Consider the following 26,911-nt stretch of genomic DNA (forward strand, 5'->3'; position numbering starts at 1 on the left):
AGCCCGTCAATCTGCCAGCATCGCGCCGACATCGGCTTCCGCCACGATCTGTCCGTCGACCTTGGCCTCGCCGTGAAACCACCACATCGTCTTGCGCCGCCCGGTGCGGGTCAGGTGATACTCGACGGTATCGCCAGGCATCACCGGCTTGCGGAACTTGCACTTGTCGATGGTCAGGAAATACACCGCGCGCGGCTTCTCGGTGCCGGTGACAGACAGGATGCCGATCACGCCCGCGGTCTGGGCCATGCCCTCGATCATCAGCACGCCCGGATACACCGGCCGCTCCGGAAAGTGGCCCTGGAACGCCGGCTCGTTGACGGTGACGTTCTTGATGCCGATGCCGCTGTAGTCCTCGCGGATGTTGATCACGCGATCGATCAGCAGAAACGGGAAGCGGTGCGGCAGGGTCTTGAGGATGGTGTTGATGTCAACTTTCTCAAAGCGAATCGGCGATTCCATCACCCCCGTCCTTCATCCCTGTCGTCATCGGGTCTTGCCGCCGTGTCGGCTCCGCTGCCTTCAGCGAGCCGCCGCACCGCGAGCATCTCCCGGAACCATGTTCTGGTCGGCCGTGCGAAGATACCGCCCCAGCGCTCACCTGCGGGAATACTGTCCTTCACCCCGGACATCGCCGCCACCTGGGCGCCGTCGCCAATCACCACATGATTGTTGATGCCGACCATGGCGCCGAGCGCGACGTTGTCGCCCAGCGTCAGGCTGCCGGCAAGACCGCATTTGGCGGCGATCACGCAATGTCGACCAATTGTTACGTTGTGACCGATCTGAACCTGATTGTCGATCTTGGTGCCCTCGCCGATCACCGTGTCACGCAGCGAGCCGCGGTCGATTGTCGTCCCGGCGCCGAGCTCGACATCGTGCTGGATGATCACGCGGCCGGTCTGCGGGACCTTGGTGTGTTGGCCTGCGAAGATAAAGCCGAAGCCGTCCTGGCCGATATGGCAGCCCGGATGCATCAGCACGTTGTTGCCGATCAGCGCGTGCTGCAGGTGGCTGCCGGCACCGATGTCGCAATCGCGGCCGATCTTGACGCCGGCAGCGATCACCGCCCCCGGCCCGATCACCGTTCCCGAGCCGATCTCGACGTCTGGCCCGATCACCGCCAGCGGCTCGACCGTGACCTCGTCTTCGAGCTTGGCGCTCTCATGGATGACCGCCGTCGGCGCGATGCCGGGCGCTCCGATGCCGGTGTGCGGACGCAACGCATCGGAATACAGATGCCGGGCGTAGGCCACGAAGGCATGGAACGGACGCCGGGCGCGCAGCACAGCGACGTGCGACGGCACCCTGCCTTCAAACCGCTCGCTGACAAGGCACGCGCCCGCGCGCGTGTTGGCGAGTTCGTCCGAGTAGCGGAGATTCTCGAAGAAGCTCAAGTGCATGGGGCCGGCCTCGTCGAGCGAGGCCAGTCCGGTGATGCGATGCTCCGCGTGCGAAGCATCAACCAGCGTTGCTTTCGTCAGGCTGGCGATCTCGGCCAGGGTCGACGAAGGACGCGGCGGGAAAAACGACGTGGATGCCATTCCTTCGGTCGTGGTCCGGAGTGCGGGACTTAGAACGAGGTCCCGCCGCCGAACTTGAACTCCTGAACGCGGTCGTACTTACCCTTGGTGATCGGGATCGCGTAGTCGAAGCGCAGCGGACCGAACGGAGACGCCCAGATCAGGCCGACACCGACCGAGGTACGGACCAGATTGGTGTCGTCGTAGTTCAGACCCGAGCAGGTACCGATGGTGGTCTGGCTCGCCGGGATACAGCCGGGGGTGTTGACCTCTCCGGTGACCGACCACGACGTCGGGCCCTTGTAGTCGAACAGCGAACCGGCGTCGGCATAGACGGCGCCCTTGAGCCCGACTTCCTTCGGCAGGAACCAGAACGGCATCTGCAACTCGACCGAAGCACCCCAGTAGTTGGTGCCGCCGAGCGCGTCGCCGCCGTAGCCGTACAGCGCGTACTGGCCGATGTCGCGCGGACCGATACCGTTCGGAGCGAAGCCGCGAACCAGGTTCGAACCCATCTGGAAGTGGTCGAGCATCCGCAGCTGGTTGCCGCCATAGGTGCTCAGGTTACCAGCCTGCAGGTGAACCAAGCCGACCAGATCCGACACCAGCGACGTGTAGTACTTGGCGTCGAACGCGGTCTTGATGAACTTCACGTCGCCGCCGACACCAGCGAAGTCCTGCCGCAGGTCGACGAGCAGACCGTCGGTCGGGTTCTTGATGTTGTCGAGGGTGTTGTAGGTCAAGGTATAGCCGAGCGACGAGGTCCAGTAGGCGCCGCCAGCCAGACCGATGCGGACCGGCAGGGAAGCTTCGCCGTCACCGTAGCAACCCAGCACGCCGTAGGTGGCCTGCAGATTGTTCGCGGCGATGTACTGCGGCGTCGGGAAGAAGCCAGCGCCCGGGATGTTGTTACAGTTGTTCAGGTACGACGGCAGCGTGATTTCCTGCCGGTACAGCGAGTAACGGACCTGCAGCGACAGATCTTCCCGCAGCGCGAAGCCGAGGCGCGGGCTGAAGCCGAGCGTCTTGGTCGAATACGAGATGTAACGGTTGGCGAGCTGTTCGCGCTGATACAGGTCGAGGCCGAGCGCGACGCGGTAGTCGAGCAGATACGGTTCGACGAACGACAGCGAGTAGCCGCGGGCATACTGACCGTACTGCACCGACGCCTTGGCGAAGATGCCGCGGCCAAGGAAGTTACGTTCCGAGACCGAGACTTCACCCAGCGCACCGTCGCTGGTCGAGTAACCGCCCGACACCGAGAAGTCGCCGGTCGACTTTTCTTCGAGGTTGACCACCAGGATGACGCGGTCGCTCGAAGAGCCCGGCTCCGTGGTGATCTTCACCGTCTTGAAGAAGTCGAGGTTCTTCAGGCGGCGCTCAGCGCGGTCAACCAGCGCACGGTTGTAGGCATCGCCTTCAGAGATGTCGAACTCACGCCGGATCACGTAATCGCGGGTCCGGGTGTTGCCGACGACGTTGATGCGCTCGATGTAGACGCGCGGCCCCTCTTCGATCGAGAACACGATCGAAACGGTGTGCTCGTCGAAGTTACGGTCGCCACGCGGACGCACGGTCGCGAACGCATAGCCGCGGCGCGACAGCTCGATCTGCATCTCTTCGACCGACTTCTCCAGCGCCTCGGCGTTGTAGAGCGAGCCGACATTGACGCGCGAGAAGCTGCGCATCGAGTTGCCGTCGAGGGTCGGAATAGCGGATTCGAAGGTCACCGAACCAACGCGGTACTGCTGGCCTTCCTCGATCTTGAAGGTGACCAGGAAGCCCTTGCGCTCCGGATCGTATTCGGTCAGCGCGGCAACCACCTGCACGTCGGCGAAGCCGTGCTTCAGGTAGAAGCGGCGGATCAGGTCGCGGTCGGCCTCGACCCGGTCCGGATCGTAAACGTCACCGTTGCCGAGGAAGCTGAGCAGGTTGCTCTCGCGGGTCTTGATCACGTCCTTCAGGCGATAGGACGAATAGGCCTTGTTGCCGACGAACTCGATCGACTTCACGCCGGTCTTCGGACCTTCGGTGATCACGAACACCAGGTCGACGCGGTTGTTCGGCTGCTCGATGATCTGCGGGTCGACGCGAACGTCGTAGCGACCCGAACGGCGATAGATTTCGGCGATCCGCAGCGCGTCGCCCTGCACCATCGGGCGGGACAGCGTGCCGCGCGGCTTCGACTGGATTTCAGCCGAGAGCTGCTCGTCCTTGATCTTCTTGTTGCCCTCGAAAGCCAGGCGACCGATCACCGGGTTTTCGACGACGCTGACGACCAGACGGCCGCCCGCTTGGTTGATGCGCACGTCCTGGAACAGGCCGGTCTCGATCAGCGCCTTGAGGCCGTCATCGATCGAGCCCTGGTCGAGCCGTCCGCCCGGACCCGGCTTGAAATAGGAGCGAATGGTCTCGGCCTCGACTCGCCGGTTGCCCTCGACCGCGATCGACGAAGCGGATTGGGCGGCGGCAGGAGACGCCATCACCACCCCGACCGCCGTCGTGGCGACCGGTACGGCGAAAAACACCAGGGCGGCACCGACTACCCCCCGCAACACTCGCATTCCAACTTTCATGCGCAACGCGCCCTTGTCATTCCGATGCCGGCACGGAGCCCCCGCACCGACAGAATCCCCAGGTTGCCTCGCTTGTAGACAATTTTGCCGCCCCGGCAAACGTCCTTTAGCGCTGCGATTTCAATTTCATTCCAACACGTTGCCCATCCGCCACGTTTGACAAATGGGAGACTCACGACGACGCCAGGTGGAGGATGTCGTTGTAGGTCGCAAACATCATCAACATCAGCACCAAGGCGAGCCCGATCCGGAACCCAACCTCCTGCGCCCGCTCCGACAGCGGCCGGCCGCGCGCGGCTTCGATTCCATAGAACAACAGGTGCCCGCCATCCAGCAACGGAACCGGGAATAGGTTCAACAGGCCGATCGAGATCGACAGCACCGCCGCCAGATGCAGCAGCGGGGTAAAGCCGATCGTGGCCACCTGCCCCGAGACCTGCGCGATCCGCAGCGGGCCCCCAAGCTGGTCGGCCGCTTCCCGGCCGGTGAAAATACCGCCGATATAGGAGAACGTCCGGTCGACGACGAACCAGGTCTCCTTGATCCCCATCCAGAACGCCACCGCCGGATTGACCTGCTCGGTGGTCACCTCACCCGCCGCGGTCGAGCGGCTGATGCCGAGGATGCCGAGGCGCTGGACGTTACCGAAGCGGTCCTTGATCTCCTTGAGCTGGGGCGTCGCAACCAGATCGACGGTCGAATCGCCACGCTTGACGGTAAATTTGAGCTGGTTGCCGGCTTCGGCACCAACGAAACGCTGCATCTCGAGGAAATTGCTGATCGCGCTGCCGTTGATTGACGTCACCACGTCGCCCGGCTTGAAGCCAGCCGCCTCAGCGGCACTGCCCGGCTGCACGCCATCGACACGCGCGGAGGTATTCGGCACCCCAAACACGCTGAACAGGAAGGTGAACAGCACCACGGCCAGAATGAAGTTGGCCAACGGGCCGGCGACCACGATCGCGGCGCGCGGCCCCACCGGCTTGTGGTGGAAACTGACCGCCCGCTCGGACGCCGACATCTGCGACAACGCATCGCCGGAAGGCGTGCTGGCCTCGCTGTCGTCGCCAAAGAACTTCACGTAGCCGCCGAGCGGCACGGCCGACAGCTTCCAGCGGGTGCCGTAGCGGTCGTTGAAGCCGACGATCTCCGGACCGAAGCCGATCGAGAAGGTCAGAACCTTCACGCCGTTCCAGCGCGCCACCAGGAAATGGCCGAGTTCGTGGAAGAACACCACGATGGTCAACACGAACAAGAAGGGCACCACATACCCCACCAGTCCGTGGCTCAACGTGTGGAAACTATTCAGAAAAAGATCGGCCATCCCATTCCCTTCGAGCAGAACCGACGGCCCTGTTCCCTATCTCCTCTAGGATGCCTTTGCGGCAATTTGAGGCAATAGGGTGGCAGCGAGGTTTCGCGCCTGTTGGTCAAGCGCGATGGCGTCGTCGGCGGAGCCGAGCGGCGCCTGGTTGCCGGCACGGACCCAGCTGTTGAGCGTGTCTTCGACCAGCCGCGCGATCGCCCCGAACCGGATCTTCTGCGCGATGAAGGCCGCGACCGCCACCTCATTGGCGGCGTTATACACGGTGGTGGCGCCATTGCCGGTGCGGAGCGCGTCATAAGCCAGCCGCAGACCGGGAAAGCGCGCGAAATCAGGAGCTTCGAAGGTCAACTGACCAATCTTGGCGAGGTCGAGCTTCGCTGCGCGCCCGGTAATACGATCCGGGAAGCCGAGACAATGCGCGATCGGAATCCGCATGTCCGGCGCACCGAGCTGAGCCACGACCGAGCGGTCGGCAAACTCGACGAGGCCATGAACGATCGACTGCGGATGCACCAGCACGTCGATCTCGTCCGGCGACAACGCGAACAGATAGGAGGCTTCGATCACCTCGAGGCCCTTGTTCATCATCGAGGCCGAATCGATGGTGATCTTCTGGCCCATGCTCCAGTTCGGATGCTTCAGGGCCTGCGCCAGGGTCGCCTGCTCGATGTCGGCGGCAGCCCAGGTCCGGAACGGTCCGCCCGAGGCGGTAATGATGACCCGGGTCAGTTCATGGCGGTTGCCGGAGGCCAATGCCTGGAACAGCGCGTTGTGCTCGGAATCCGCCGGCAGAATCTGCGCTCCGGCAGCAGTCGCCCGGCTCATGAAGAAGTCGCCGGCGCACACCAGGCACTCTTTGTTGGCGAGCGCCACGGTGGTGCCGCGGTCGACCGCCGCCAGCGCCGGCTTCAGACCGGCCGCCCCCGAAATGGCCGCCATCACCCAATCGGCCGGCCGGGCCGCCGCTTCGATCACGGCGCTCTCGCCCGCACCGCAGGCGACGTCGGTCCCGGCGAGCGCCGCGCGCAATTCGCCGAGTCGGGCCGGATCGGCAACGGCGACAAAACGGGCGTTGAATTCCTTGGCGAGTTTGGCGAGGCCGGCGACGTTGGCGTTGCCGGTGAGCGCCTCGACCCGGTAGCGCTCGGGCTCGGCGCGGATCAGGTCCATCGTGCTGTCGCCGATCGAACCGGTGGCGCCGAGCACACTGACAGTGCGGACGCCGCTATGGGCACGCTCGGCGTTTTTCAAAGGAACAGGGCTCATTGCGTCACCACACCATCAATCCGCGGCCAATACCATCCAGCGGTCCGCGCGTCAGCCCGATCAATACCGCCACCACGACCGCCGCCACATAGCCGTCGAGCCGATCCATCAACCCGCCGTGGCCGGGAATGATGTGGCTTGAGTCCTTCACGCCGAAGCGGCGCTTGACCGCGGATTCGAACAGATCACCGAGCTGAGAAACAGTTGAAAGGATTGCTGCAAGCACAAGCAGCGGCAGCATTTTTCCAAGACCGAACAAGGCAAAGCCAGCCGCGATCACGAGGCTCAGAACGAAGCCCCCGATCGCTCCCGCCCAGGTCTTCTTCGGGCTGACCCGCGGCCACAGCTTCGGCCCGCCAATCCCGCGACCGGCGAAATAGCCGCCAATGTCGGTGACCCAGACGATCAACAGAATCAGCATCAAGGCGGCGAAGCCGTAGTCCGGGTCGGCGCGGATCAGGATCGAGGCAACCAAGGCAGCCGCGGCGTAGCCAAAGCCGGATGTCGCCCAACGGCGCTGCCCGCCGCCGAGCAGCGCCAAAACGGCCAGCGCAAGCACGATCGCGGCGGCAGCCAACCACGGCACGCCGGCTCCCAACGCGGCACCGCAGACCACAAGGCCGAGGCCCCCCACCCCGACGACCGGCCAGTTACGGCCGAGGCCGACGATGCTCAGCCACTCCAACCACAAGCCGACCGCGACGGCGGTCGCGAGCACAGCCCACGGCCAGCCGCCGAGATAAGCGATCGCGATCGCGCCCGGCGCCAACACCAGCGCGGCTGCGATTCGCAAAATCAGATTCCGGGACCCCTGCTCGGCCGCCGGCGCCGGCGCCGCCTTGTCCTGGCTCACGCGTGTCACGATCCTGTTTTGGCGGCCAACCCGCCGAACCGGCGCTCGCGCCGCGAATATTCGGCGATCGCGCCTTCCAGCGCGGCCTTGTCGAAATCCGGCCAGTGAATGGGCACGAATACCAATTCACTGTACGCCGCCTGCCACATCAGGAAATTCGACAATCGTTGTTCTCCGCTGGTGCGGATGATCAGGTCGGGATCCGGAATATCGGGGGCGTCGAGATAACGGCCGAGAGTCTCGATATCGATCGTCGCCGGGTCGCGCTTGCCTTCGGCGACCTCGCGCGCCAGGCGTTGGGCGGCGTTGGCGATTTCCTGGCGGGAGCCGTAGTTGAACGCCACCACCAGATTGAGCTTGGTGTTGTTGCGGGTCAGCTCCTGCGCCTCGTCGAGCATTGCGCACAGGTCGCGGTCGAGCCGATCCCGCTCGCCGATCACCCGGATGCGGACGCCGTCGCGGTGAAGCGATGCGAGATCGTTGCGGATGAAGCGGCGCAGCAGCCCGAACAGGTCGACGATTTCGGTCGCCGGGCGCGCCCAGTTTTCCGAGCTGAACGAGAAGATGGTCAGATAACGGATACCGAGTTCGCTGGAGGCGCGGACGACACGGCGGAGCGCTTCGACGCCGCGGCGATGGCCTTCGGCACGCGGCAGCCCTCGCGCGGCGGCCCAGCGACCGTTGCCATCCATGATAATTGCCACGTGCGCGGGCGCGCTCGGTGGATCGGACGGATCAGGCAGAGGCGCGGCAGCTTTCGACATAGCTCATTCCCGAAGCGTCATCCCGCGAGAAGGTCACCGGCTCGCTGCCAGAAATTATTCGAGATCAGTAAGTTATAGTCGCCACGACGACAAGGCCCGAGATGTGCCCGCGGTCGCTGCAAAACCGCCCGGGTCCCGAACTGGGCGGCGACCCGTTTGGCCGGATCACCGCCGGGACGCAGCCGGGTGACCACGTCCCGCACGCACGGCCCAAGATTAGACCGTAAGGATTTCCTTTTCCTTGTTCGCGAGCAACTGATCGATCTCAGCGATCGCGGCATCGGTGGCCTTCTGCACCTCCTGGTCGAGGCGCTTCTGATCGTCCTCGGAGATCTCGTGGGCCTTCTCCAGCTTCTTGATGGTGTCGAGGCCGTCACGGCGGACATGGCGAACGGCGACGCGGGCGGCTTCGGCATATTTGTGTGCGACCTTGACCAGCTCCTTGCGGCGCTCCTCGTTGAGTTCGGGGATCCGCAGCCGGATCACCTGCCCCTCAGTCGCCGGCGACAGGCCGAGGTTCGAATCGACGATCCCCTTCTCGACCGCCTTCACCATCGACTTGTCCCAGACCTGCACCGAGATCAGCCGCGGCTCCGGCACCGATACGGTGGCGACCTGGTTGAGCGGCATGTGGCTGCCATAGGCGTCGACCTGCACCGGCTCGAGCATCGAGGCCGAGGCGCGCCCCGTGCGCAGACCGCCGAGCTCGTGCTTCAGGGACTGCGCAGCGCCCTGCATACGCCGCTTCAATTCGTTGACGTCGAACTTGTCGGACATACCCGCCTCTCTGGTTTCTCGAATCTCAAATCAACATCGGCGCGCGATACGCGCGTGATCGCTTATCAGCCCGCGACTACAGTGGCCCGTCCTGCGCCGCTGAGCACCGCGCCGATCGAACCGGGTTCGGCGATCGAAAACACGATGATAGGCAGCGAGGTTTCACGGGCAAGCGCGAAAGCCGTCGCATCCATGACCTTGTAGCCGCCGGCAAGCGCTTCGGAATGAGTGAGTTTCTCGAACCGCTTCGCATTCGGATCGAGCTTCGGATCGGCGCTGTAAACGCCGTCGACATTGGTCGCCTTGAGCACCGCGCCGGCGCCGATTTCAGCGGCCCGAAGCACCGCGGCGGTATCAGTGGTGAAATACGGATTGCCGGTGCCGGCGGCGAGCAGCGCGATGCCGCCCTCGGCAAGCGTCTGTTCGGCGGCAGCGCGGGTATAAAGCTCGCAGACTTCCGGCATCATCAATGCGGCCAGCGTTCGCGCCTTCTGGCCGTGACGCTGCAGCGCTTCGGCGAGCGCCAGGCAGTTCATCACGGTGGCCAGCATGCCCATGGTGTCGCCGGTGGTCCGGGACACGCCGCGGGCGGAAACTTCGACGCCGCGGAAGATGTTGCCGCCGCCGATCACGACGGCGATTTCGATGCCGAGGCCGCGTGCGGCGATCAGTTCGCCGGCGACGCGATCGATGGTGGCCTGATCGATACCGTAGTCCTGGGGACCGGCGAAGTATTCGCCCGACAGCTTGACCAGCACACGACGATAGATTGGCTCAGCCATGTTGCGGTCGCTCCCTTGAAGATTGGCTCCCGGCCCGAAGGCCGGGAGGATTTCGCGTGAGCCGCGATTACTTCTGGCCGGAAGCGGCAGCGACTTCGGCGGCGAAGTCGGAGGTCTGCTTCTCGATGCCTTCGCCGAGCGCGTAGCGCACGAAGCCGGTGATCTTGATCGGCGCACCGACCTTGCCTTCGGCTTCCTTGACCGCCTGCGCGACCGACTTGCCCTTCTCGTCGTGGATGTAGGCCTGCTCGAGCAGGCAGACTTCCTTGTAGTAGGTCTTCAGGCCGTTCTCGACGATCTTCTCGATCATGTTTTCCGGCTTGCCCTGCTGACGATACTTGTCGGCCATCACCTCGCGCTCGCGCTGCACGACAGCCGGGTCGAGGCTGGACGGATCGAGCGCCTGCGGGTTCGCAGCGGCGACATGCATCGCGAGCTGGCGGCCGAGGGTCGCAAGCTCGTCGGCCTTGCCGGCGGATTCGAGCGCGACGATCACGCCCATCTTGCCGGCGCCGTCGATCACCGCGTTGTGGATGTAGCTGGCGACCACGCCCTGCGACACGCTCAGCGCGGCGGCGCGGCGCAGCGTCATGTTCTCGCCGATGGTGGCGATCGCGTCGGCAATCGCGCCGGCCACGTTGGTCGAGCCGACCGGAGCAGCGTTGATCGCATCGATATCGGCGCCGACCTTGAGCGCGACCTGGGCGATCATCTTGACCAGCCCCTGGAACTGCTCGTTGCGCGCGACGAAGTCGGTCTCGGAATTGACCTCGATGACAACGCCCTTGGTGCCGTCGGTCAGCGCGCCGATCAAACCTTCCGCGGCGACGCGGCCGGCCTTCTTGGCGGCCTTCGACAGGCCCTTCTTGCGCAGCCAATCGATCGCGGCGTCGATGTTGCCGTCGGTCTCGGCGAGCGCCTGCTTGCAATCCATCATGCCGACGCCGGTGGTCTCGCGCAGCTCCTTGACCATTGCTGCAGTAATCGTTGCCATCGCTAATAAGCCCTCTGCCTGTGAGTGCGACCGCGCAGCCGAAGCCCGCGGTTCGCAATCAGGAACACATCTCAGATTTTGACGACGGAACGATGCGGCCGGAAGCCGGCCGCATCGCCTCGTATTACTCCGCCTCGGCGGTCAGCGACTTGGCCTGCGCCACCCAGGCATCGGCCCGGCTCGGCAGACCGAGCTCTTCGCCGATCTGATGTGCGGTGGCCTGATCGAGCTCGGCGAGCTGCCAGTAGTGGAAGATGCCGAGGTCGTTGAATTTCTTTTCGATCGCGCCGGACACGCCCGGCAGCTTCTTGAGGTCGTCCGGAGTGCCGCGCGGACCCGGCAGACCCTGGAAGGTGGTCGCCTGCGCCGCCGGCAGATCCTCACGCAGCGGCTGCGACGCCGCTCCGATGTCGACGCCCATGTCGCCCTGCGCGCGCGAAATGCCGTCGATCACCGCACGGGCGACCAGGTCGCAGTACAGCGCGATCGCGCGGCCGGCGTCGTCGTTGCCCGGCACCAGATAGGTGATGCCCTTCGGATCGCAGTTGGTATCGACGATCGCAGCGACCGGGATGCCGAGACGCTGGGCTTCCTGGATCGCGATGTCTTCCTTGTTGGTGTCGATAACGAAGATCAGGTCGGGCAGACCGCCCATGTCCTTGATGCCGCCGAGCGAGCGATTGAGCTTGTCGCGCTCGCGCTGCAGCTCCAGACGCTCCTTCTTGGTGTAGGCATTGGCGTCGGCCGAGCTCAGCACGTCTTCGAGGTGACGCAGGCGGCGGATCGAGCCCGAGATCGTCTTCCAGTTGGTCAGCGTGCCGCCGAGCCAGCGCGAGTTGACGAAGTACTGGGCCGAACGCTTGGCGGCATCAGCCACAGCGTCCTGCGCCTGGCGCTTGGTGCCGACGAACAGCACGCGGCCGCCCTTGGCGACGGTATCGCTGATCGCCTGCAGCGCGCGATGCAGCAGCGGCACGGTCTGGGTCAGGTCGACGATGTGAATGTTGTTGCGGACGCCGAAAATGTAGTCCGCCATCTTCGGATTCCAGCGATGCGACTGGTGACCGAAATGCACGCCAGCTTCGAGCAGCTGACGCATAGAGAATTCAGGAAGCGCCATTGTATCTTCTCCGGTTGGTTCCTCCGGAAACGTGTGGGCAACCGTTCCGAACTGGGGACGAATCCCTTCGCGGCCCGGTGCCACCGGACGGCCTTGTGAGCCATGTTTCCGTGTGAGATGGCGCGCGTTATAGCGGGATTCCCCGATAACGCAAGGCGGAGCGGCCGAGATCGCGCCTGGGAGGGGCGGACCGCGATGGCCGCGATCCGCCAGTTTGACCTGCCCTCACCCCGCTCAGCACTCCTTCACGCCCGGCGGGCACCGTTTGGCAGGGCCCTGCGGCCGCGGCGGCGGGGCGGCCCTTGGCGGTGCCGGTGGCCGCGGCGGGGCGACATGGGGCGGCGGCGGTGCCGCGCGAACCGGCGCCGGCGGTGGCGCCATGCGTGGAGCCGCATGCTGGGGAGGCGGCGGCGAAGCAACCCGGGGAGCCACATGCATCGGCGGCGGGACCGGACGGGACACCGTCGGCGGTGCGGGACGCTGGATCCGCGGAGCCGCAGGCGGCGGACGGCGGTCGGCAGCTGCGCCCGGCGGCGGTCCCGCCAGTCTGGCGGGCGCCGTCACCGGCGGGGTCGGCCGCAACCTGGCGGCGGGGGCCTGCTGCTGAGGGCGAACAGCTTCCGGACGCACCGCCGGACCTGCGCCGGCTGGCGGCGTGCCTGCAAGCGGCTTCGGCGCCGATCCGGCCGGTGGCGCGACGGTCCCGTTTCGCGGCGCGGCCGGGCCGCCTGGGCCGAGCGCTGGCCGACCAGGAGGCTGTGGCTGAGCGCCCGACGGAGCCCCCGGGCGCGCGGCGACACCGGGCGCGGGTGGCAATCCCTTGGTTCCAGGGACCGGCAGCGCCTGGCCGGCCGGTGCAGCACCGCCGGACGCACCTGGCCCCGACCGGCTCTGCCCCGTCGGCGGCGCGACGGCTGGTCCGGTCGGTTGGCTCGGCGGCGTGCCAGGAGTGGGCGTGGATGCGGAGTTCGGCGCGGTCGTCGTCGGAGCCTGGGTCGGCGCGGCGGCGGGCTGCGCCAGCCGCGGGCCCTGCGGCTGGACGCCCGGACGTTGCGCAAACCCGCCCGGCGGCGTCGTGGCGATCGACGCGCTCTGCGGCACCGGCGCCTTGCCCTGCTGGATCAGCGTGGCGCGATGCAGCGCGGCGGCCGGCAGCGCCGCGCCCAGCACAGCGCCGGACGCCACGGCAGCCGCCGTCGCTGCCGGTGCGCCAGGTGTTGCGAGCGCAGGCCCGGCAACCGGCGGACTCACCACCGGCGCGGCCGGGTTGGCGGCGGCCGGCGGCTGGTTGATCACCTGATTGATCACCGTGGTGTTGTGGATGTTGGCGAAGATGATGTTGTTCGGCGGCGGCTGCACATAGACCGGCGGCCGGACATAAGCCGGGATCGGCACGAACAACGGCCGCGGCAGATAGAACAGGCCGATCGGCGGCGGCGGTGGCGGCAGCACCACGAAGTCCGGCGGCGGTGGCGGCAGGAAGAACACCGGCGGCGGTGGCGGCGGCGCAAAATCGAACACCGGATCGCTGAACATCAGCACCGGCCGGTCGACATAGACGATCTCGTCCGGTGGCGGCGGCGGCACATCGTAGTCGATCACCGTGAAGCTCGGCGGCGGCTCCAGTGCAGCCGCGAGGATCTCCAGCCGGCGCCGGGCGTCCGCCGCGTGCGGCCCGCGCGGATAGCGCCGCAGATACGACCAGTACGCATCCGGCGTATCGACGCGATACGTCCGTCGCCAAGTAATCGCCTCGCGCCGCGCGGCGACAATCGCCCTCACCCGCTTGGCCAGCGGATCGTTCGGATAGGCGGCGAGAAAGTCTTCGTAAGCCTGCAGCGTGTCGCGATCGAGCGCGGCCGCATACGCTTCGGCGGCGCCCATGTCGCGGATCGGCTTGCTGCGCAGCGCCTGATCCGGCGCCGGCAGCGGCGGCGCATCGGGCGCGCGATCGAAGAACATGAAGTTCGACTCCACGCTCTGCGTATCCCACGGCACCTGCGCGCCCTTGGTAGTCTCATTGACCCGCAGCCGCACACGATCGAACAGTTGCGGCAGCGTCAGGCCGCCGGTGCGGATCATCTCGGCAAGCGCTTGCGCATAGGCGCCGTAAGCGCCCCGCTCCTCCGGCGCCACCGTGCCGGGCGCGGCGTTGAAGGCGATCAGCATCTTCGGGTTCGGCTCGACCATCGCCAGACCCGAGGCGATCGATCCGCCGGGCACGAACGGCTGCTCGCGCGCCAGATCGAGCACCACGACGCTGGTCTTCAGCGGCAGCGCCGCGAGCTGGCGCAGATAGTCGCTGATGCGCAGCCCTTCGGTCGGGATCTCTGTGTCGCGCGACAGCCGCGAGTCGACCGGGATGAAGTAGTTCTCGCCGGCGTATTGCACGCCGTAGCCGGCCAGATACACCGCCGCGACGGTGTCGGGCCCTGAGTCCTCGGCCTTCTTCACGAAGTCGCGAAAGGCGCCGCGGAGCGTGTCGCCGTCGAGATCGCGCGCGCCGCTGACGTCGAAGCCGGCCGCCTGCAAGGTCTGCGCGATCAGGCCGCCGTCATTGGCAGCGGTGGAGAGCGGCGCCTTGGCATAGGCACCATTGCCGATCACCAGCGCGATGCGTTTTTCCTGCTGCTGCGCGGCCGCGGGACCAACCGGCCCGGCGATCAGAACAACGAGGATGGTGGAGACGACCGAGAAAAAATGATTGAGACGCATGGCCGGGACCCATTGCAAGGGCGCAGCCGGAACCGGCGCAGCGCCGCCGATCGCATTTCAGCGCGTCCCAATCTGAACGGCGATTGAACAATCCGCGACCGGTTCGCGAACAAATACCGCCCTCGCCGTCCGTTTTCCGTGACGCGAGAGCAAACCCGTTGTCACAGCGTTTCGACGTGCTCGACGCCGGTCACAGCCTTGATCGCGCCGGCGATCTGCGGCGACACGTGGTAGCGCCCGGGAATATCGAACTCGACCTCGGTCTGCGGATCGAGCCGCAGCACCAGCGCGATGTTGCCGCCCGCAACCTTGGTCTCCGGCGGCTGCAGCCGCTTGGCGACCGAGTCGAGGAATTTGGTATCGCGCAGGAAGATGCGCAGACCCTTCTGAGTTTTCGCCGCCGCGGCGTCGAGCGGCTCGGCGTGCAGCACCCGGGCGCGCACATCCTCACCCTGCAGTTCGGCACCGAGCTGCATCAGCACCGCAGCGCCCGGCTCCAGCACCTCGCGATACTGCGCCAGACCTTCGGAGAACAGCACCGCCTCGAAATGCCCGGTCGGATCCGACAGGCCCATGATGCCCATCTTGTTGCCGGTCTTGGTCCGCCGTTCCATCCGCGACACCACGGTGGCGGCGACCTTGCCGGCGGTGGCGCCGGACTTCACCGCCTTGCAGAACTCGGTCCAGGACTGCACCCGCAGCCGCTTCAAGGCAGTGGCGTAGTCGTCGAGCGGATGGCCGGACAGGAAGAAGCCGATCGCATCGTATTCACGGCGCAGCCGCTCCGCCGGCAGCCACGGCTCGAGCTGCGGCAGAATGATCGACGGCGCATCCGACAGACCGCCGAACATATCGTTCTGGCCGCTGGTGGCGGCTTCATGATTGCGCTGGCAGGCCGCGACGATCGCGTCGGCACCCGCAAACACCGCCGCACGGTTCGAGTTGAGGCAATCGAACGCACCGGCCGCCGCGAGACATTCGATGACGCGCTTGTTGATGGCGCGCGGATTGACCCGTGCGGCAAAGTCGGCGAGCGAGGCAAACGGCCGATCCCCCCTCGCCTCGACAATCTGTTGCACCGCCTGCATGCCGACGCCCTTCAGGCCGGCGAGAGCGTAGTAGATGGTGTTCGGACCGACCTCGAAGGTGGCGCCGGAGCGGTTGACCGACGGCGCCTCGACCTTGATGCCGAGCCGCTGCGCCTCGGCGCGGAATTCCGACAGCTTGTCGGTGTTGTGGATTTCCAGCGTCATCGACGCGGCGAGGAATTCGACCGGATAGTGCGCCTTCATATACGCGGTATGGTACGACACCAGCGCATAGGCGGCCGCGTGGCTCTTGTTGAAGCCGTAGTCGGCGAACTTGGCGAGCAGGTCGAAGATGGTGTCGGCAGCGTCCTTGGCGACGCCATTCTTCACCGCGCCTTCGACGAAAATCGCGCGCTGTTTGTCCATCTCGGCGCGGATCTTCTTACCCATCGCGCGGCGCAGCAGGTCGGCGTCGCCGAGCGAGTAGCCGGCCATCACCTGCGCGATCTGCATCACCTGTTCCTGGTAGATGATGACGCCGAACGTCTCCTTCAGGATCGGCTCCAGCATCGGATGCAGATATTCGGGCTCCTCGTCGCCGTGTTTGCGGGCGCAGTAGGTCGGGATATTGGCCATCGGGCCCGGGCGATACAGCGCCACCAGCGCGATGATGTCTTCGAACCGGTCGGGGCGCATGTCGATCAGCGCCCGCCGCATGCCCGCGCTTTCCACCTGGAACACGCCGACGACGTCGCCGCGGGCCAGCATCTGATAACTCGGCGCATCGTCGATCGGCAGCGTGTGCAGGTCGACATGGATGTCGCGCTGCTTGAGCAGCTTCACCGCGACGTCGAGCGTGGTTAGCGTCTTCAGGCCGAGGAAGTCGAACTTCACCAAGCCCGCCGGTTCGACCCATTTCATATTGAACTGGGTCACCGGCATGTCGGATTTCGGATCGCGATACAGCGGCACCAGGTCGCTGAGCGGGCGATCGCCGATCACGATGCCGGCCGCGTGGGTCGAGGCGTGACGCGTCAGGCCTTCGAGCTTCTGCGCGATGTCGAACGCACGCGCCACGATCGGGTCTTCGTCGCGCGCCGCCTGCAGCTTCGGCTCGCCTTCGATCGCCTGCTTCAGGGTGATCGGCGCAGCGGGATTCTGCGGCACCAGCTTGGTCAGCTTGTCGACCTGACCGTACGGCATCTGCAGCACGCGGCCGACGTCGCGCAGCACGCCGCGCGCCTGCAACGTACCGAAGGTGATGATCTGCGCCACCTGATCGCGGCCATAGCGATGCTGCACGTATTCGATCACTTCGCCGCGGCGATCCTGGCAGAAGTCGATATCGAAGTCCGGCATCGAGACGCGTTCGGGATTGAGGAAGCGCTCGAACAGCAGGCCGAACCGGATCGGGTCGAGGTCGGTAATCGTCAGCGAATACGCCACCAGCGAGCCTGCGCCCGAACCACGGCCCGGACCGACCGGAATGCCGTGGGCCTTGGCCCATTTGATGAAGTCGGACACGATCAGGAAGTAACCCGCGTATTTCATGCGGGTGATGACGTCGAGCTCGAAGGCGAGCCGCTTGTTGTAGTCCTCTTCGGTCGTCCCCGGCGACAGGCCGTGAACGCTGAGCCGCTTGGCGAGGCCCTGCTCGGCCTGGCGGCGCAGTTCGGCCGCTTCAGCGGCGGCGGCTTCCGCCGCGTCGCTGACGCTGGCGCCGACGGTGAAAAGCGGCAGGATCGGCTTGCGGGTCAGCGGCCGATAGGCGCAGCGCTGCGCGATTTCCACCGTCGAGGCCAGCGCCTCGGGCAGATCGGCGAACAGCACCGCCATCTCGGCGCGAGTCTTGAAGCGGTGGTCGGGAGTAAGCTGGAGGCGATCGGTCTCGGCGATCAGCTTGCCGGAGGCGATACACAGCAGCGCATCGTGCGCCTCGTAATCCTCGGTGCTGGCGAAATGCGGCTCGTTGGTCGCGACCAGCGGCAGGCCTTTGTCATAGGCGAGATCGATCAGCCCGCCTTCGGCGCGGCGCTCGGCCTCGGTGCCATGACGCTGCAGTTCGACATACAGCCGATCGCCGAATGCCTGCTGCAGCCGCTCGCAGCGCTGCGCGGCGAGCGCCGGATCGGTCAGCATCGCCAGCGAGATCGGTCCGTCCGGCCCGCCGGTCAGCGCGATCACGCCGTCGGTTTCGCCCGCCAGCCATTCGAGCTTGACGTGCGGCACCTGATTGACCGGCGTCTCCAGGAACGCCCGTGAGTTCAGCCGCATCAGGCTGCGATAGCCCTGCTCGCGCGCTGCCAGGAGCACGATCCGCGCCGGTGTCGCCAAGGCGCCATGGCGCGAGTTCGGATCCTGGTCGCCGAAGTCGATGCCAAGTTCGAGGCCGACGATCGGCTGAATGCCATAGCCCGACAGCTTGTCGGAGAATTCCAGACCGCCGAACATGTTGTCGGTGTCGGTCAGGGCCAGCGCCGGTTGCCGGTCGGCCTTCGCCAGCTCGGCCAGCTTGGCGACTTTCATCGAGCCTTTCAGCAACGAATAGGCCGAGTGGACGTGCAGATGGACGAATCCGGCGTTGCTCATCGGCGCGGCGGCTCTTCAGACAAACGTGCGGGTTGGGACGAGTGGTTTGCGGAACCGGTCGCCGTAACGGCAACCGACTCGGAAGCCCAATGGTGGGCCCCCTCACCCTTCACCGCAAGCATCGGCGGCGACCTTATCCCCGCTATGCCGAAGCGGTCGCAACGCTTGCCTGCATTCAGGCCTGCGCCAGCACTTGAGCCCACACCGCCACCATGCCGATGAACAGTGCAATCGACGTCAGCGCCGCAGCTTCTTGGATGAAGATCTTCAACATCGTCCGCCTCCCTGACCTTGTGAACATAACAAGAACAATGTTCTTATTTCGTTCTAGAGTCAAGCAAGCGACCGGCGCAGCAATCTGGACCGTTAATGAGACGTTACTATCCCCGGAATCCACCGGCCTGGCCCCGCATTGACGGTCATTCGGGATTAGCGCACGGAACGAAAGGCGCGCGGCTTATGAACCGCGCAGCAGCGGAGGCGACGATGCGGATTGGAGCGATGGTGCTGCTGGCCGGGCTGGCGCTGCAGGGAGCAGCTTCGGCACAGCCTTACGACAACTACCCGGTTTGCCTGCGGGTGTATGGCCCGGTGCGCTACGACGAGTGCCGCTACACATCGATCGAACAGTGTCGGCCGGCCGCATCGGGGATCGCCGCCCAGTGCCTGACCAATCCGTGGTATCAGCCGCCGGCGGGGCCCGGTTCGCGCCGCGCCCGGCGGCATTGAGCCGGCGCATGTGCGCCGACCCCGCGCCGTCATAGATTTCTGTCACACTCTCGGGTGCGCCGAGTCGCCGCTACCGCGACCGGCTGCTCAACAAGGATCCGAACGAAGATGCGCAAGCTGCTCCTGATCGCGATGCTCGCCGGCCTCGGCCTGACCACCACCGCCGAGGCGCGGGATTATCCGGTCTGCCTGCGGGTGTATCAGAGCTATCACGACTGGTACGACGAGTGCAGCTACGACACCATAGCGCAGTGCCGGATGTCGGCCTCGGGCCGCAGCGCCGATTGCATGACCAACCCGTGGTACACCGCGCCGCAGCAGCAGCCGACCAAGAAGAAGCGCAAGCATCGCCGCCAGCACTGACGACGAGCGCGGCTCTCTTAGGGCCCTGTCATTCCGGGGCGCGCGCAAGCGCGAACCCGGAATCCCGAGATGTTCTGCGTTGAGGCGCTTCACCCTGCACCGCGGGATTCCGGGTTCGCTCGCTAACGCGAGCGCCCGGAATGACGGAATGAAGGCCTGGCGCGCCCTATTCCAGCTCGACCACCACGCCGTCCTGCAGCGAAACGCGGCGGTCCATGCGGGCGGCGAGCTCCATGTTGTGGGTGGCGATCAGCATCGCCACCTGGGTCGCCTTGACCAGCTGCATCAGCGCGTTGAACACGTAATCAGCGGTGTGCGGATCGAGATTGCCGGTCGGCTCGTCGGCGAACAGCACGCGGGGCGCATTGGCCACCGCGCGGGCGATCGCGACGCGCTGCTGCTCGCCGCCTGACAATTCCGACGGCCGATGGGTGATGCGGTCGGCGAGCCCCAGATAGGACAGGATTTCCTTGGAGCGGCTGATCGTCTCTTTGCGCTTCAGGCCGCGGATCATCTGCGGCAGCATCACGTTTTCCAGCGCGGTGAATTCCGGCAGCAGCCGGTGCGACTGGTAAACGAAGCCGATGTCGGTGCGGCGGATCTGGGTGCGCTCGGCATCGGTCAGCGCCGACGTTGCCGCGCCGCTGACATAGACCTCGCCCTCATCCGGATGCTCGAGCAGCCCGGCGATGTGCAGCAGCGTCGACTTGCCCGAACCGGACGGCGCCACCAGCGCCACCGATTGCCCCGCCCAGAGCGCCAGCCTGGCGCCGTCGAGGATCGTCAGCGTCGCCTCGCCTTGTGAATACTGGCGCTTGATGTCGTGAAGGTACACGACCGGGATGTCTTCGGCGCCCTGCTCCATCGTGTTTCGCCTTACTCGTAGCGCAGCGCGTCGACCGGATCGAGGCGCGCGGCGCGCCACGACGGGTACAGCGTGGCGAGGAACGACAGCGTCAGCGCCATGATCACCACCGCGCTGGTCTCGGCGAAATCGATCTCGGCCGGCAGCTTCGACAGGAAATACAGCTCCGGCGAGAACAGTTCGGTGTTGGTGACCCAGGACAGGAACTGCCGGATCGACTCGATGTTCATGCACACCAGCACGCCGACGAAGAACCCGGTCAGCGTGCCGACCACGCCGATCGCCGCGCCGGTGATCAGGAACACCCGCATGATCGAGCCCTGGCTCGCGCCCATGGTGCGCAGGATCGCGATGTCGGCGCCCTTGTCCTTCACCAGCATGATCAGGCCGGAGATGATGTTGAGCGCCGCCACCAGCACGATCAGCGTCAGGATCAGGAACATGACGTTGCGCTCGACCTGGAGCGCGTTGAAGAACGTCGAATTGCGCTGGCGCCAGTCGACCAGGAACACGGGCCTTCCGGCGGCTTCGGTCACCGCCTTGCGGAAGACGTCGATGCGGTCGGGATTGTCGGTATAGACCTCGATGGCGGTGACGTCGTTGGCGCGGTTGAAATACGCCTGCGCTTCCTTCAGCGGCATGAACACGAAGGTCGAATCGTATTCGGACATACCGATCTCGAACACCGCCGCGACCTTATAGGGCTTGATCCGCGGCGTGGTGCCCATCGGCGTCACGGCGCCGCGCGGCGCCACTAGCGTGATGCTGTCGCCGGCGTGCAGCGACAGCTGATCGGCGAGCCGGCGTCCGATCGCGACGCCCTGGCTGTCGTCGAAGCCTTCCAGCGTACCTTGCTTCAGATGATTGGCGATCGACGACAGATGATTGAGGTCGTCGGCGCGGATGCCGCGCACGAACACGCCCGAGGCGTTGAACGGCGACGACGCCAGCGCCTGGCCGTCAACCACCGGGGCTGCGAGCTTGATGCCCTGCACGCCGCTGAGCCGGTCGGCGACGTCCTTCCAGTCGGTCAGCGGGCTTTCCAGCGGCTGCACCAGGAGGTGGCCGTTCAGGCCGAGGATCTTGTCGAGCAGCTCTTTGCGGAAGCCGTTCATCACCGCCATGACGATGATCAGCGTCGCCACCCCGAGCATGATGCCGAGGAACGAGAAGCCGGCGATCACCGAGATGAACCCCTCACGCCGGCGCGCGCGCAGATAGCGCCCGGAAATCAGCCATTCGAATGGCGCAAAAGGAGGAGTTCGAACTGGCTCGTTCATGGCGTGATCCATAGTCCGAATTTCACACGATTCGGGCTTTATCTGGCCGACGCCGCCCTCGCCGTTCAGGCCCGCGGTGGATAAGTGCCTATTACGTCAGACGTGCGACCACATCGGCGAGTGCGAGATTTTCGCGCGACCCGTCGCTGCGGCGCTTGAGTTCGACCTTGCCTTCGGCCAGCCCGCGCGGACCGACGTGGATCTGCCACGGAATGCCGATCAGGTCCGCAGTCGCGAACTTGGCGCCGGCGCGCTGATCGGTGTCGTCATACAGAACGTCGACGCCCTTGGCCGACAGCTCGCGATACAGCTGGTCGCTGGCCGCGTCGGTCGCAGCGTCGCCCTGCTTCAGATTGAGGATCGTCACCCGGAACGGCGCCACCGCCTCCGGCCAGATGATGCCGTTGTCGTCGTGGCAGGCCTCGATGATCGCGCCGACCAGCCGCGACACGCCGACACCGTAGGAGCCGCCGTGGATCGGCGCATCGGTCCCGTCCGGGCCGGTGACATTGGCCTTCATCGAGTCGGAATACTTGGTGCCGAAGTAGAAGATCTGACCGACCTCGATGCCGCGGGTGTTGAGGCGGTTGGCCTCCGGCACTTCGCTTTCATAGCGCGCCGCCTCGTGAACGTCCTCGGTCGCCGCATAGACCGAGGTCCACTGCTTGATGATCGGGGTCAGGTCGCCATCGTAGTCAACGTTCTCGTCCGGCACCGGCAGGTTCAGCACGTCGCGGTCGATGTAGACACCGGACTCGCCGGTCTCGGCCAGCACGATGAATTCGTGGCTGAGATCACCGCCGATCGGGCCGGTCTCGGCGCGCATCGGGATTGCCTTCAGGCCCATCCGCGCGAAGGTGCGCAGGTAAGCGACGAACATCTTGTTGTAGGACTTGCGCGCGCCGGCTTCGTCGACGTCGAACGAGTACGCGTCCTTCATCAGGAATTCGCGGCCGCGCATCACGCCGAAACGCGGACGCTGCTCGTCGCGGAATTTCCATTGAATATGATAAAGATTCAGCGGCAAGCTCTTGTAGGACTTGATGTAGGCCCGGAAGATCTCGGTGATCATTTCCTCGTTGGTCGGGCCGTACAGCAATTCCCGCTTATGCCGGTCGGCGATCCGCAGCATCTCCGGACCGTAGGCATCGTAGCGGCCGCTCTCGCGCCACAGGTCGGCGAGCTGCAGCGTCGGCATCAGCAGTTCGATCGCGCCGGCGCGGTTCTGCTCCTCGCGGACGATCTGCTCGATCTTCTTCAGCACCCGATGGCCGAGCGGCAGCCAGGCGTAGATGCCGGCCGCCTCCTGCCGCAGCATGCCGGCGCGCAGCATCAGCCGGTGCGAGACGATCTCGGCCTCCTTCGGGTTTTCCTTCAGGATCGGCAGGAAGAATCGCGACAAACGCATGGGATTTGCTCGGAGAATCGGGTGGAAGCTGATTTTGCGCCAGTGAAACCGGATCGGACGCGAAAACACAAGGGCGGGAGCCGCGCAACTCTGCAATTCGAGCCGGATTGGCCGCTGCTCAGGTCGGTGCGGGACACTTGCGGTCTAGCACGGCGACCGGGTGCTCGGCACCCGACTATCGAATCACGATCGGGGTTTCGAGGTTCACCTTCTCGAAATCCGAGATCAGGATGCCGAGCGTCAGCGTCCATGTCCCTGGCACCGGCGCCGTCAGCCGCGCCCGCCAGGGTCCGTCCGCCGTCTTCCGCGCTTCGGCGCTGAGCGGCTCGATCCCGGCGTCAGGCTTGGCCAGCGTCACGGTCAGCGCCTGCGCGGCAAGCGGCGCTTCCTCGGCCGTCTGCAGCAGCACTTCGATCTCGACAGGCCCGGCTCGGGCGGGCGCCAGCGTCACCGTGGCCATCGCCCGCTCGGTATGAAGATGCACCATCTCCGAGGCTGCCGCCGGTTGAGATGCGGTGCTGCGCGGCGGCGGCGTGAACCGCCACAGCCCGACCACGCCCAGGATGGCGATCACCAGCACCAGCTCGGCCACGATGCTGGCCCGCATTCTCCGCACCGTCGAAGCTTCGCCGGCCAGCAGCAGCGGCGTCAGCCACACCCGGTTCCACAGCGCCAGAGCGAGCAGCACGCAAACCAGCGCCAGCTTGGCGATCAGCACACGGCCATAATCGCTCTGCCACAGCGCATCGATCCGCCCGAGTTCGATCGCCGCCAGCGCGACGCCGCTGATCAGCAGCATTACGATCACCAGCGGGATCGCCTTGGAAAACCGCCGCAGCGTCGCCGGCGCCGCATCGCGCCTGCCGACCGCGATCGCCAGCGGCAGCAGTGCGCCGATCCACAGCGCCAGGCTGACGCCATGCAGCCAGACGGCGGCGCCGGAGAGCGCGCGCGGCTCGGCTGTGGCCGCATGTCCGCTGACGGCGAACGCCGTGCCGAGGCTCACCACGGCGCCGAGCGACAGCAGCCGCGCGTTCCAGCCGCGCCAGCGCAGTGCCAGCAGCGTCAGGACGAAGGCCATGCCGGACAGTGCGGCCGCATCGCCGAACGAGCCCGATGCGCCGGCGCGCCACACCGCGGCATCGCCGAGCCGGGCCAGCGGCAGATCGAGCGCGTCCAGCCCCTGCAGGCCGGCCGACAACACGACAGCGGCCAGGCCGAGCAGCGCGAGTCCTGCGGTCAGCATCGCCGCGCCCGCGACCGGTGCGGCAGCGATCCAGGCCAGGAACGCCGCGCCGCCGACGGCGGTCAGCAGCGTGAAGCCGCCCAGGATGCGCGTCGCCCAAATCGCGGTGCGACGCGCGGGATCGTCCGGCACGACGATCGGCGGCAGCCTTTGGCCGGGCGTCCCGATCCAGAACGTCAGCGCCCCGCCGATCGGGTGGCCGTCGGCGGAGACCACCCGCCAGCTCAGCACATGGGCGCCCTCGCCTAGTCCGGCCGGCGGAGCAAATCGAAGGGTCGCGCCGTCCTGGTCGATTGCCGTGATCGCTTGGCTGCGGCCGCGCGCGTCGATCAGTTGCAGCAGCAGCGCGGTGACCGGTTCGTTGAAGGTCAGCGAGAAACTGGTCGGCGGCGTCGCCAGCACCGCTTCAGAAGCGGGATCGCTGGCGACGAGGCTGGCATGCGCGGCCGCGAGCGCCGGCCACAGCAGCACGGCGATCGCCGTGATCCAGGCCAGCCAGCGCCCGCGGCGGCGCGTGTGAGTGTAGCCCGCCGTCACGGCGCCTTCGGCTTCAGCCGCAGCGCCGGGGCCGGCTCATGCAGGGCGTCGGGCTTCTGTCCCGAGGCAGGAATTTCGATCCAGCGCGAAACGCCCTTTTCGCATTCCTGCACCACCGGGAAGTACAGCGTCTTGCCGGCAGCGTCGGGCAGTTTCATCACCAGACCGAAAGTGTCGTAGAGGTTGTCCGGGAGCGGCCCGCCGCGCCAGGTCACCTCGTCGACGGTCTCGGTGATGGTCTTGCCGTGCAGCTTCGGCTGTTCGCCATCGATCTTGCGGGTCTTGATGTCGACCGACCAGCCCGGCTTCATCTGCGGCTTCACCGACAGCACGCCGTCCGGAATTTTGACCCGGACCGCAACCGTCGCGCTGCCGTCGCAGCCGTGCGGCACGCTGAATGCCGCCTGGAAGTAATTGCCCGCCGTGGCCTCGTTCGGCTGCAGCGTGACGTGAGCCAGCGCCGGCGCGGCGCCGAGCGCGGCGGCCGCGAGGGCCGCCGCTGCCGATACGGATCGCAGCCGCATCACTTCTTCATCCCGTGGCCGCTGTGATCCATCGTGCCGTGGTCCATCTTCATCATGCTGCCGCCGGCATCGCCCGGCGCCTTGGCGCCGACGCCTTCGACGTCGAGCGTGACCTGAACCTTGCCGGCCTTTTCGAACTGCAGCGTCATCGGCACCTTGTCGCCCTGCTTCAGCGGGCCTTTCAGATCCATCAGCATGATGTGGTAGCTGCCCGGCATCAGCGTGACGGTCTTGCCGGGCTCGATCGGCAGGCCCTTGTCGAGCGGGCGCATCTTCATCACGCCGTTGTCCATCGACATCTCGTGGATCTCGACCTTGCCGGCGATGTCGGCGGTGCCGGACACCAGACGGTCGGCGCTGCTGCCCTTGTTCTCGATGGTGAGGAAGCCGCCGGCAACCTTGGCGCCGCCCGGGGTGGCGCGGCTCCACGACTGGCTGATCACCAGATCGCCGGCCTTGACCTCGGCGGCCTGCACGGCGGCGGTGGACAGCAAGGTGGCAACGGCGACGGACGCAACGCTGCGGATGAACATCTTCATGGGTGGGTCTTTCTGTCAGTTGAGGAAGTCAGAACGAAAGCTGCGGCAGGCGCGTTCCCGGCGATTGCGGGGTGACGCGCCGTCCGGCGATTATCGAACATTGAAAAGAGCGGCGGACGCCGCGGTCAGGCAGAGGCTGAAACCAGAGCCGGCGGCCCACGCGCCCGGGCGTGCGCGAACGAGCGACGGTCGGCCGGCGCCGAATCGGCAAGGTACCAGACCACCACCTCGGCAAACCGCGCCACCACGAAATCCTGCGGCGGCAGCGCCGGCACCGGCGCACCGCTGAGGCCGACGGCGCAGATCGCACAGCAGCCCGAGTCGTGCGCCGACGGTATAGCGGCGTGTGATGCCTGCCCCGGCCTCGCCATCTCGGCGCACAGCGGCGCGACGCCGACCGGATCGGCAATCGCACTGGCAATGAAGCGCACCGCCCCGACCGGCGCCAAAAGCTGCACCAGCACCACCACAGCAACCAACGGAATCAGCCGCCCGAGGCGTCGGCGCAGCGCAGACAGTCCTTTGGGCGGGTGAATTATCATGCAGGTCGGTTGCGTTCGGTTGACCAACGCAGCATCGCACAGCTCGGCAACCGCGCCAAACGAAACTGCAAACCGCGTGCAGCTGGCGAGTTCTCGTTCATTTCACGTCTTGCCTTAAATTTGAACATTCGTTGCCGTGAATGATGACAAGACGCTTAGAATAGGCTACCAATGTGGCTACAGGCTGAGCCTTGCGGCGAAGGTCTGAGTGGTCCAAGTCTCGGGAGGAACCCTGACGTTCATCAACGAACGTCGCCCGGCCAAACAATACGAACAACTATTCGGGGAAATTATAGGGTCGACAAGTTTTTTAGCAGGGCGCCGCGCCCTGCTTTTTCTTTTTCAGCACCATTTCGGCACTATTTTTCATTCGACGAATCGCCAAGCAGCCGGCGCTGCTCGCGGGCGAATCCAACCCAGATACATTTGGCAAAAAGAGCTGCTGCGCGTGCGCGACTGGTAGGATCGATTGAACGCAGCGAAATTCATCGCCGCGAATCGTGCACGCGCCCGTGAGGCTCGCTGCGCTCAACACGCAGCGCCGAACCACAGCACGTCGCCACG

Annotated in this window: 22 protein-coding genes; 2 read left to right on the plus strand and 20 right to left on the minus strand. The window is 65.9% G+C overall.

Annotated features, from left to right (window positions below):
- Nucleotides 1–6: 6 nt before the first annotated feature.
- The 13 genes from fabZ to dnaE all read right to left on the minus strand — a co-directional run bounded on the left by fabZ (nucleotide 7) and on the right by dnaE (nucleotide 18,314).
- Nucleotides 7–462, minus strand: a complete 456-nt coding sequence (gene fabZ, locus VRZ08_RS01985) for a 3-hydroxyacyl-ACP dehydratase FabZ (protein ID WP_107344812.1) — start codon at nucleotides 460–462, stop codon at nucleotides 7–9.
- The gene (lpxD, locus tag VRZ08_RS01990; protein ID WP_414531416.1) at nucleotides 462–1,544 is read right to left on the minus strand and encodes a UDP-3-O-(3-hydroxymyristoyl)glucosamine N-acyltransferase; all 1,083 of its coding nucleotides are present in this window, start codon (nucleotides 1,542–1,544) and stop codon (nucleotides 462–464) included. The genes fabZ and lpxD overlap by 1 nt, the downstream gene beginning before the upstream one ends.
- 29 nt (nucleotides 1,545–1,573) lie before the next feature.
- The gene (gene bamA, locus VRZ08_RS01995) at nucleotides 1,574–4,099 is read right to left on the minus strand and encodes an outer membrane protein assembly factor BamA (RefSeq protein WP_414531417.1); all 2,526 of its coding nucleotides are present in this window, start codon (nucleotides 4,097–4,099) and stop codon (nucleotides 1,574–1,576) included.
- A gap of 172 nt (nucleotides 4,100–4,271) precedes the next feature.
- Entirely contained in the window at nucleotides 4,272–5,423 is a 1,152-nt protein-coding gene (rseP, locus tag VRZ08_RS02000) for an RIP metalloprotease RseP (protein WP_107344815.1), read from the minus strand.
- 45 nt (nucleotides 5,424–5,468) lie between these two features.
- On the minus strand, nucleotides 5,469–6,692 hold the full coding sequence (gene dxr, locus VRZ08_RS02005) for a 1-deoxy-D-xylulose-5-phosphate reductoisomerase (protein WP_107344816.1): 1,224 nt from the start codon (nucleotides 6,690–6,692) through the stop codon (nucleotides 5,469–5,471).
- Nucleotides 6,693–6,696: 4 nt separating this feature from the next.
- Entirely contained in the window at nucleotides 6,697–7,545 is an 849-nt protein-coding gene (locus VRZ08_RS02010; RefSeq protein WP_414531418.1) for a phosphatidate cytidylyltransferase, read from the minus strand.
- A gap of 5 nt (nucleotides 7,546–7,550) precedes the next feature.
- Nucleotides 7,551–8,309, minus strand: coding sequence for an isoprenyl transferase (locus VRZ08_RS02015; RefSeq protein ID WP_107344818.1), 759 nt, complete (start codon nucleotides 8,307–8,309; stop codon nucleotides 7,551–7,553).
- Nucleotides 8,310–8,525: 216 nt separating this feature from the next.
- Nucleotides 8,526–9,086, minus strand: a complete 561-nt coding sequence (gene frr, locus VRZ08_RS02020; RefSeq protein ID WP_011158468.1) for a ribosome recycling factor — start codon at nucleotides 9,084–9,086, stop codon at nucleotides 8,526–8,528.
- A 65-nt stretch (nucleotides 9,087–9,151) separates the two neighbouring features.
- Nucleotides 9,152–9,868, minus strand: a complete 717-nt coding sequence (pyrH, locus tag VRZ08_RS02025) for a UMP kinase (RefSeq protein WP_107344820.1) — start codon at nucleotides 9,866–9,868, stop codon at nucleotides 9,152–9,154.
- 67 nt (nucleotides 9,869–9,935) lie between these two features.
- Complete coding sequence (gene tsf / locus VRZ08_RS02030; RefSeq protein ID WP_414531419.1) at nucleotides 9,936–10,862, minus strand: translation elongation factor Ts; 927 nt, start codon at nucleotides 10,860–10,862, stop codon at nucleotides 9,936–9,938.
- A gap of 124 nt (nucleotides 10,863–10,986) precedes the next feature.
- Nucleotides 10,987–11,982, minus strand: a complete 996-nt coding sequence (locus VRZ08_RS02035; protein ID WP_107344822.1) for a 30S ribosomal protein S2 — start codon at nucleotides 11,980–11,982, stop codon at nucleotides 10,987–10,989.
- 234 nt (nucleotides 11,983–12,216) lie between these two features.
- A complete protein-coding gene (locus VRZ08_RS02040; protein WP_414531420.1) occupies nucleotides 12,217–14,697 on the minus strand; it encodes a caspase family protein in 2,481 nt (826 codons plus the stop codon).
- Between the two features lie 161 nt (nucleotides 14,698–14,858).
- Nucleotides 14,859–18,314 (minus strand): DNA polymerase III subunit alpha, encoded by a 3,456-nt coding sequence (dnaE, locus tag VRZ08_RS02045; protein WP_107355908.1) that lies wholly within the window; start codon nucleotides 18,312–18,314, stop codon nucleotides 14,859–14,861.
- A 459-nt stretch (nucleotides 18,315–18,773) separates the two neighbouring features.
- On the opposite strand from dnaE, the gene VRZ08_RS02050 reads away from it, so the two are divergent.
- Complete coding sequence (locus VRZ08_RS02050; protein WP_414531421.1) at nucleotides 18,774–19,043, plus strand: DUF3551 domain-containing protein; 270 nt, start codon at nucleotides 18,774–18,776, stop codon at nucleotides 19,041–19,043.
- A gap of 108 nt (nucleotides 19,044–19,151) precedes the next feature.
- Nucleotides 19,152–19,406: a DUF3551 domain-containing protein gene (locus tag VRZ08_RS02055; RefSeq protein WP_414531422.1), complete on the plus strand. Its 255-nt coding sequence runs from the start codon at nucleotides 19,152–19,154 to the stop codon at nucleotides 19,404–19,406.
- Between the two features lie 166 nt (nucleotides 19,407–19,572).
- Here the strand turns inward: VRZ08_RS02055 and VRZ08_RS02060 are convergent, their stop codons facing one another.
- The 7 genes from VRZ08_RS02060 to VRZ08_RS02090 form a co-directional block, all read right to left on the minus strand.
- Nucleotides 19,573–20,271, minus strand: coding sequence for an ABC transporter ATP-binding protein (locus VRZ08_RS02060; protein ID WP_107344826.1), 699 nt, complete (start codon nucleotides 20,269–20,271; stop codon nucleotides 19,573–19,575).
- 11 nt (nucleotides 20,272–20,282) lie between these two features.
- Nucleotides 20,283–21,563 carry a lipoprotein-releasing ABC transporter permease subunit gene (locus VRZ08_RS02065; protein WP_107344827.1) on the minus strand — a complete coding sequence of 427 codons (1,281 nt, stop codon included), beginning with the start codon at nucleotides 21,561–21,563 and terminating at the stop codon, nucleotides 20,283–20,285.
- A gap of 79 nt (nucleotides 21,564–21,642) precedes the next feature.
- Entirely contained in the window at nucleotides 21,643–22,959 is a 1,317-nt protein-coding gene (proS, locus tag VRZ08_RS02070) for a proline--tRNA ligase (protein ID WP_414531423.1), read from the minus strand.
- Between the two features lie 175 nt (nucleotides 22,960–23,134).
- The gene (locus VRZ08_RS02075) at nucleotides 23,135–24,742 is read right to left on the minus strand and encodes a copper resistance CopC/CopD family protein (protein WP_414531424.1); all 1,608 of its coding nucleotides are present in this window, start codon (nucleotides 24,740–24,742) and stop codon (nucleotides 23,135–23,137) included.
- Nucleotides 24,739–25,266 carry a YcnI family protein gene (locus VRZ08_RS02080; RefSeq protein WP_414531425.1) on the minus strand — a complete coding sequence of 176 codons (528 nt, stop codon included), beginning with the start codon at nucleotides 25,264–25,266 and terminating at the stop codon, nucleotides 24,739–24,741. The genes VRZ08_RS02075 and VRZ08_RS02080 overlap by 4 nt, the downstream gene beginning before the upstream one ends.
- Nucleotides 25,266–25,805 (minus strand): copper chaperone PCu(A)C, encoded by a 540-nt coding sequence (locus VRZ08_RS02085; protein ID WP_107344831.1) that lies wholly within the window; start codon nucleotides 25,803–25,805, stop codon nucleotides 25,266–25,268. Before VRZ08_RS02085 ends, VRZ08_RS02080 begins: the two co-directional genes overlap by 1 nt.
- 125 nt (nucleotides 25,806–25,930) lie before the next feature.
- Entirely contained in the window at nucleotides 25,931–26,347 is a 417-nt protein-coding gene (locus VRZ08_RS02090) for a hypothetical protein (RefSeq protein WP_414531426.1), read from the minus strand.
- Between the last annotated feature and the right edge of the window lie 564 nt (nucleotides 26,348–26,911).

The organism is Rhodopseudomonas sp. G2_2311 (assembly GCF_047501505.1).
Taxonomy (GTDB): Bacteria; Pseudomonadota; Alphaproteobacteria; order Rhizobiales; family Xanthobacteraceae; genus Rhodopseudomonas; species Rhodopseudomonas palustris_H.

Bases quoted from the DNA above. Each gene is read 5' to 3' on its own strand.
- fabZ (WP_107344812.1), bottom strand. From the start codon at position 462: ATGGAATCGCCGATTCGCTTTGAGAAAGTTGACATCAACACCATCCTC.
- lpxD (WP_414531416.1), bottom strand. From the start codon at position 1,544: ATGGCATCCACGTCGTTTTTCCCGCCGCGTCCTTCGTCGACCCTGGCC.
- bamA (WP_414531417.1), bottom strand. From the start codon at position 4,099: ATGAAAGTTGGAATGCGAGTGTTGCGGGGGGTAGTCGGTGCCGCCCTG.
- rseP (WP_107344815.1), bottom strand. From the start codon at position 5,423: ATGGCCGATCTTTTTCTGAATAGTTTCCACACGTTGAGCCACGGACTG.
- dxr (WP_107344816.1), bottom strand. From the start codon at position 6,692: ATGAGCCCTGTTCCTTTGAAAAACGCCGAGCGTGCCCATAGCGGCGTC.
- VRZ08_RS02015 (WP_107344818.1), bottom strand. From the start codon at position 8,309: ATGTCGAAAGCTGCCGCGCCTCTGCCTGATCCGTCCGATCCACCGAGC.
- frr (WP_011158468.1), bottom strand. From the start codon at position 9,086: ATGTCCGACAAGTTCGACGTCAACGAATTGAAGCGGCGTATGCAGGGC.
- pyrH (WP_107344820.1), bottom strand. From the start codon at position 9,868: ATGGCTGAGCCAATCTATCGTCGTGTGCTGGTCAAGCTGTCGGGCGAA.
- tsf (WP_414531419.1), bottom strand. From the start codon at position 10,862: ATGGCAACGATTACTGCAGCAATGGTCAAGGAGCTGCGCGAGACCACC.
- VRZ08_RS02035 (WP_107344822.1), bottom strand. From the start codon at position 11,982: ATGGCGCTTCCTGAATTCTCTATGCGTCAGCTGCTCGAAGCTGGCGTG.
- VRZ08_RS02040 (WP_414531420.1), bottom strand. From the start codon at position 14,697: ATGCGTCTCAATCATTTTTTCTCGGTCGTCTCCACCATCCTCGTTGTT.
- dnaE (WP_107355908.1), bottom strand. From the start codon at position 18,314: ATGAGCAACGCCGGATTCGTCCATCTGCACGTCCACTCGGCCTATTCG.
- VRZ08_RS02050 (WP_414531421.1), top strand. From the start codon at position 18,774: ATGAACCGCGCAGCAGCGGAGGCGACGATGCGGATTGGAGCGATGGTG.
- VRZ08_RS02055 (WP_414531422.1), top strand. From the start codon at position 19,152: ATGCGCAAGCTGCTCCTGATCGCGATGCTCGCCGGCCTCGGCCTGACC.
- VRZ08_RS02060 (WP_107344826.1), bottom strand. From the start codon at position 20,271: ATGGAGCAGGGCGCCGAAGACATCCCGGTCGTGTACCTTCACGACATC.
- VRZ08_RS02065 (WP_107344827.1), bottom strand. From the start codon at position 21,563: ATGGATCACGCCATGAACGAGCCAGTTCGAACTCCTCCTTTTGCGCCA.
- proS (WP_414531423.1), bottom strand. From the start codon at position 22,959: ATGCGTTTGTCGCGATTCTTCCTGCCGATCCTGAAGGAAAACCCGAAG.
- VRZ08_RS02080 (WP_414531425.1), bottom strand. From the start codon at position 25,266: ATGCGGCTGCGATCCGTATCGGCAGCGGCGGCCCTCGCGGCCGCCGCG.
- VRZ08_RS02085 (WP_107344831.1), bottom strand. From the start codon at position 25,805: ATGAAGATGTTCATCCGCAGCGTTGCGTCCGTCGCCGTTGCCACCTTG.
- VRZ08_RS02090 (WP_414531426.1), bottom strand. From the start codon at position 26,347: ATGATAATTCACCCGCCCAAAGGACTGTCTGCGCTGCGCCGACGCCTC.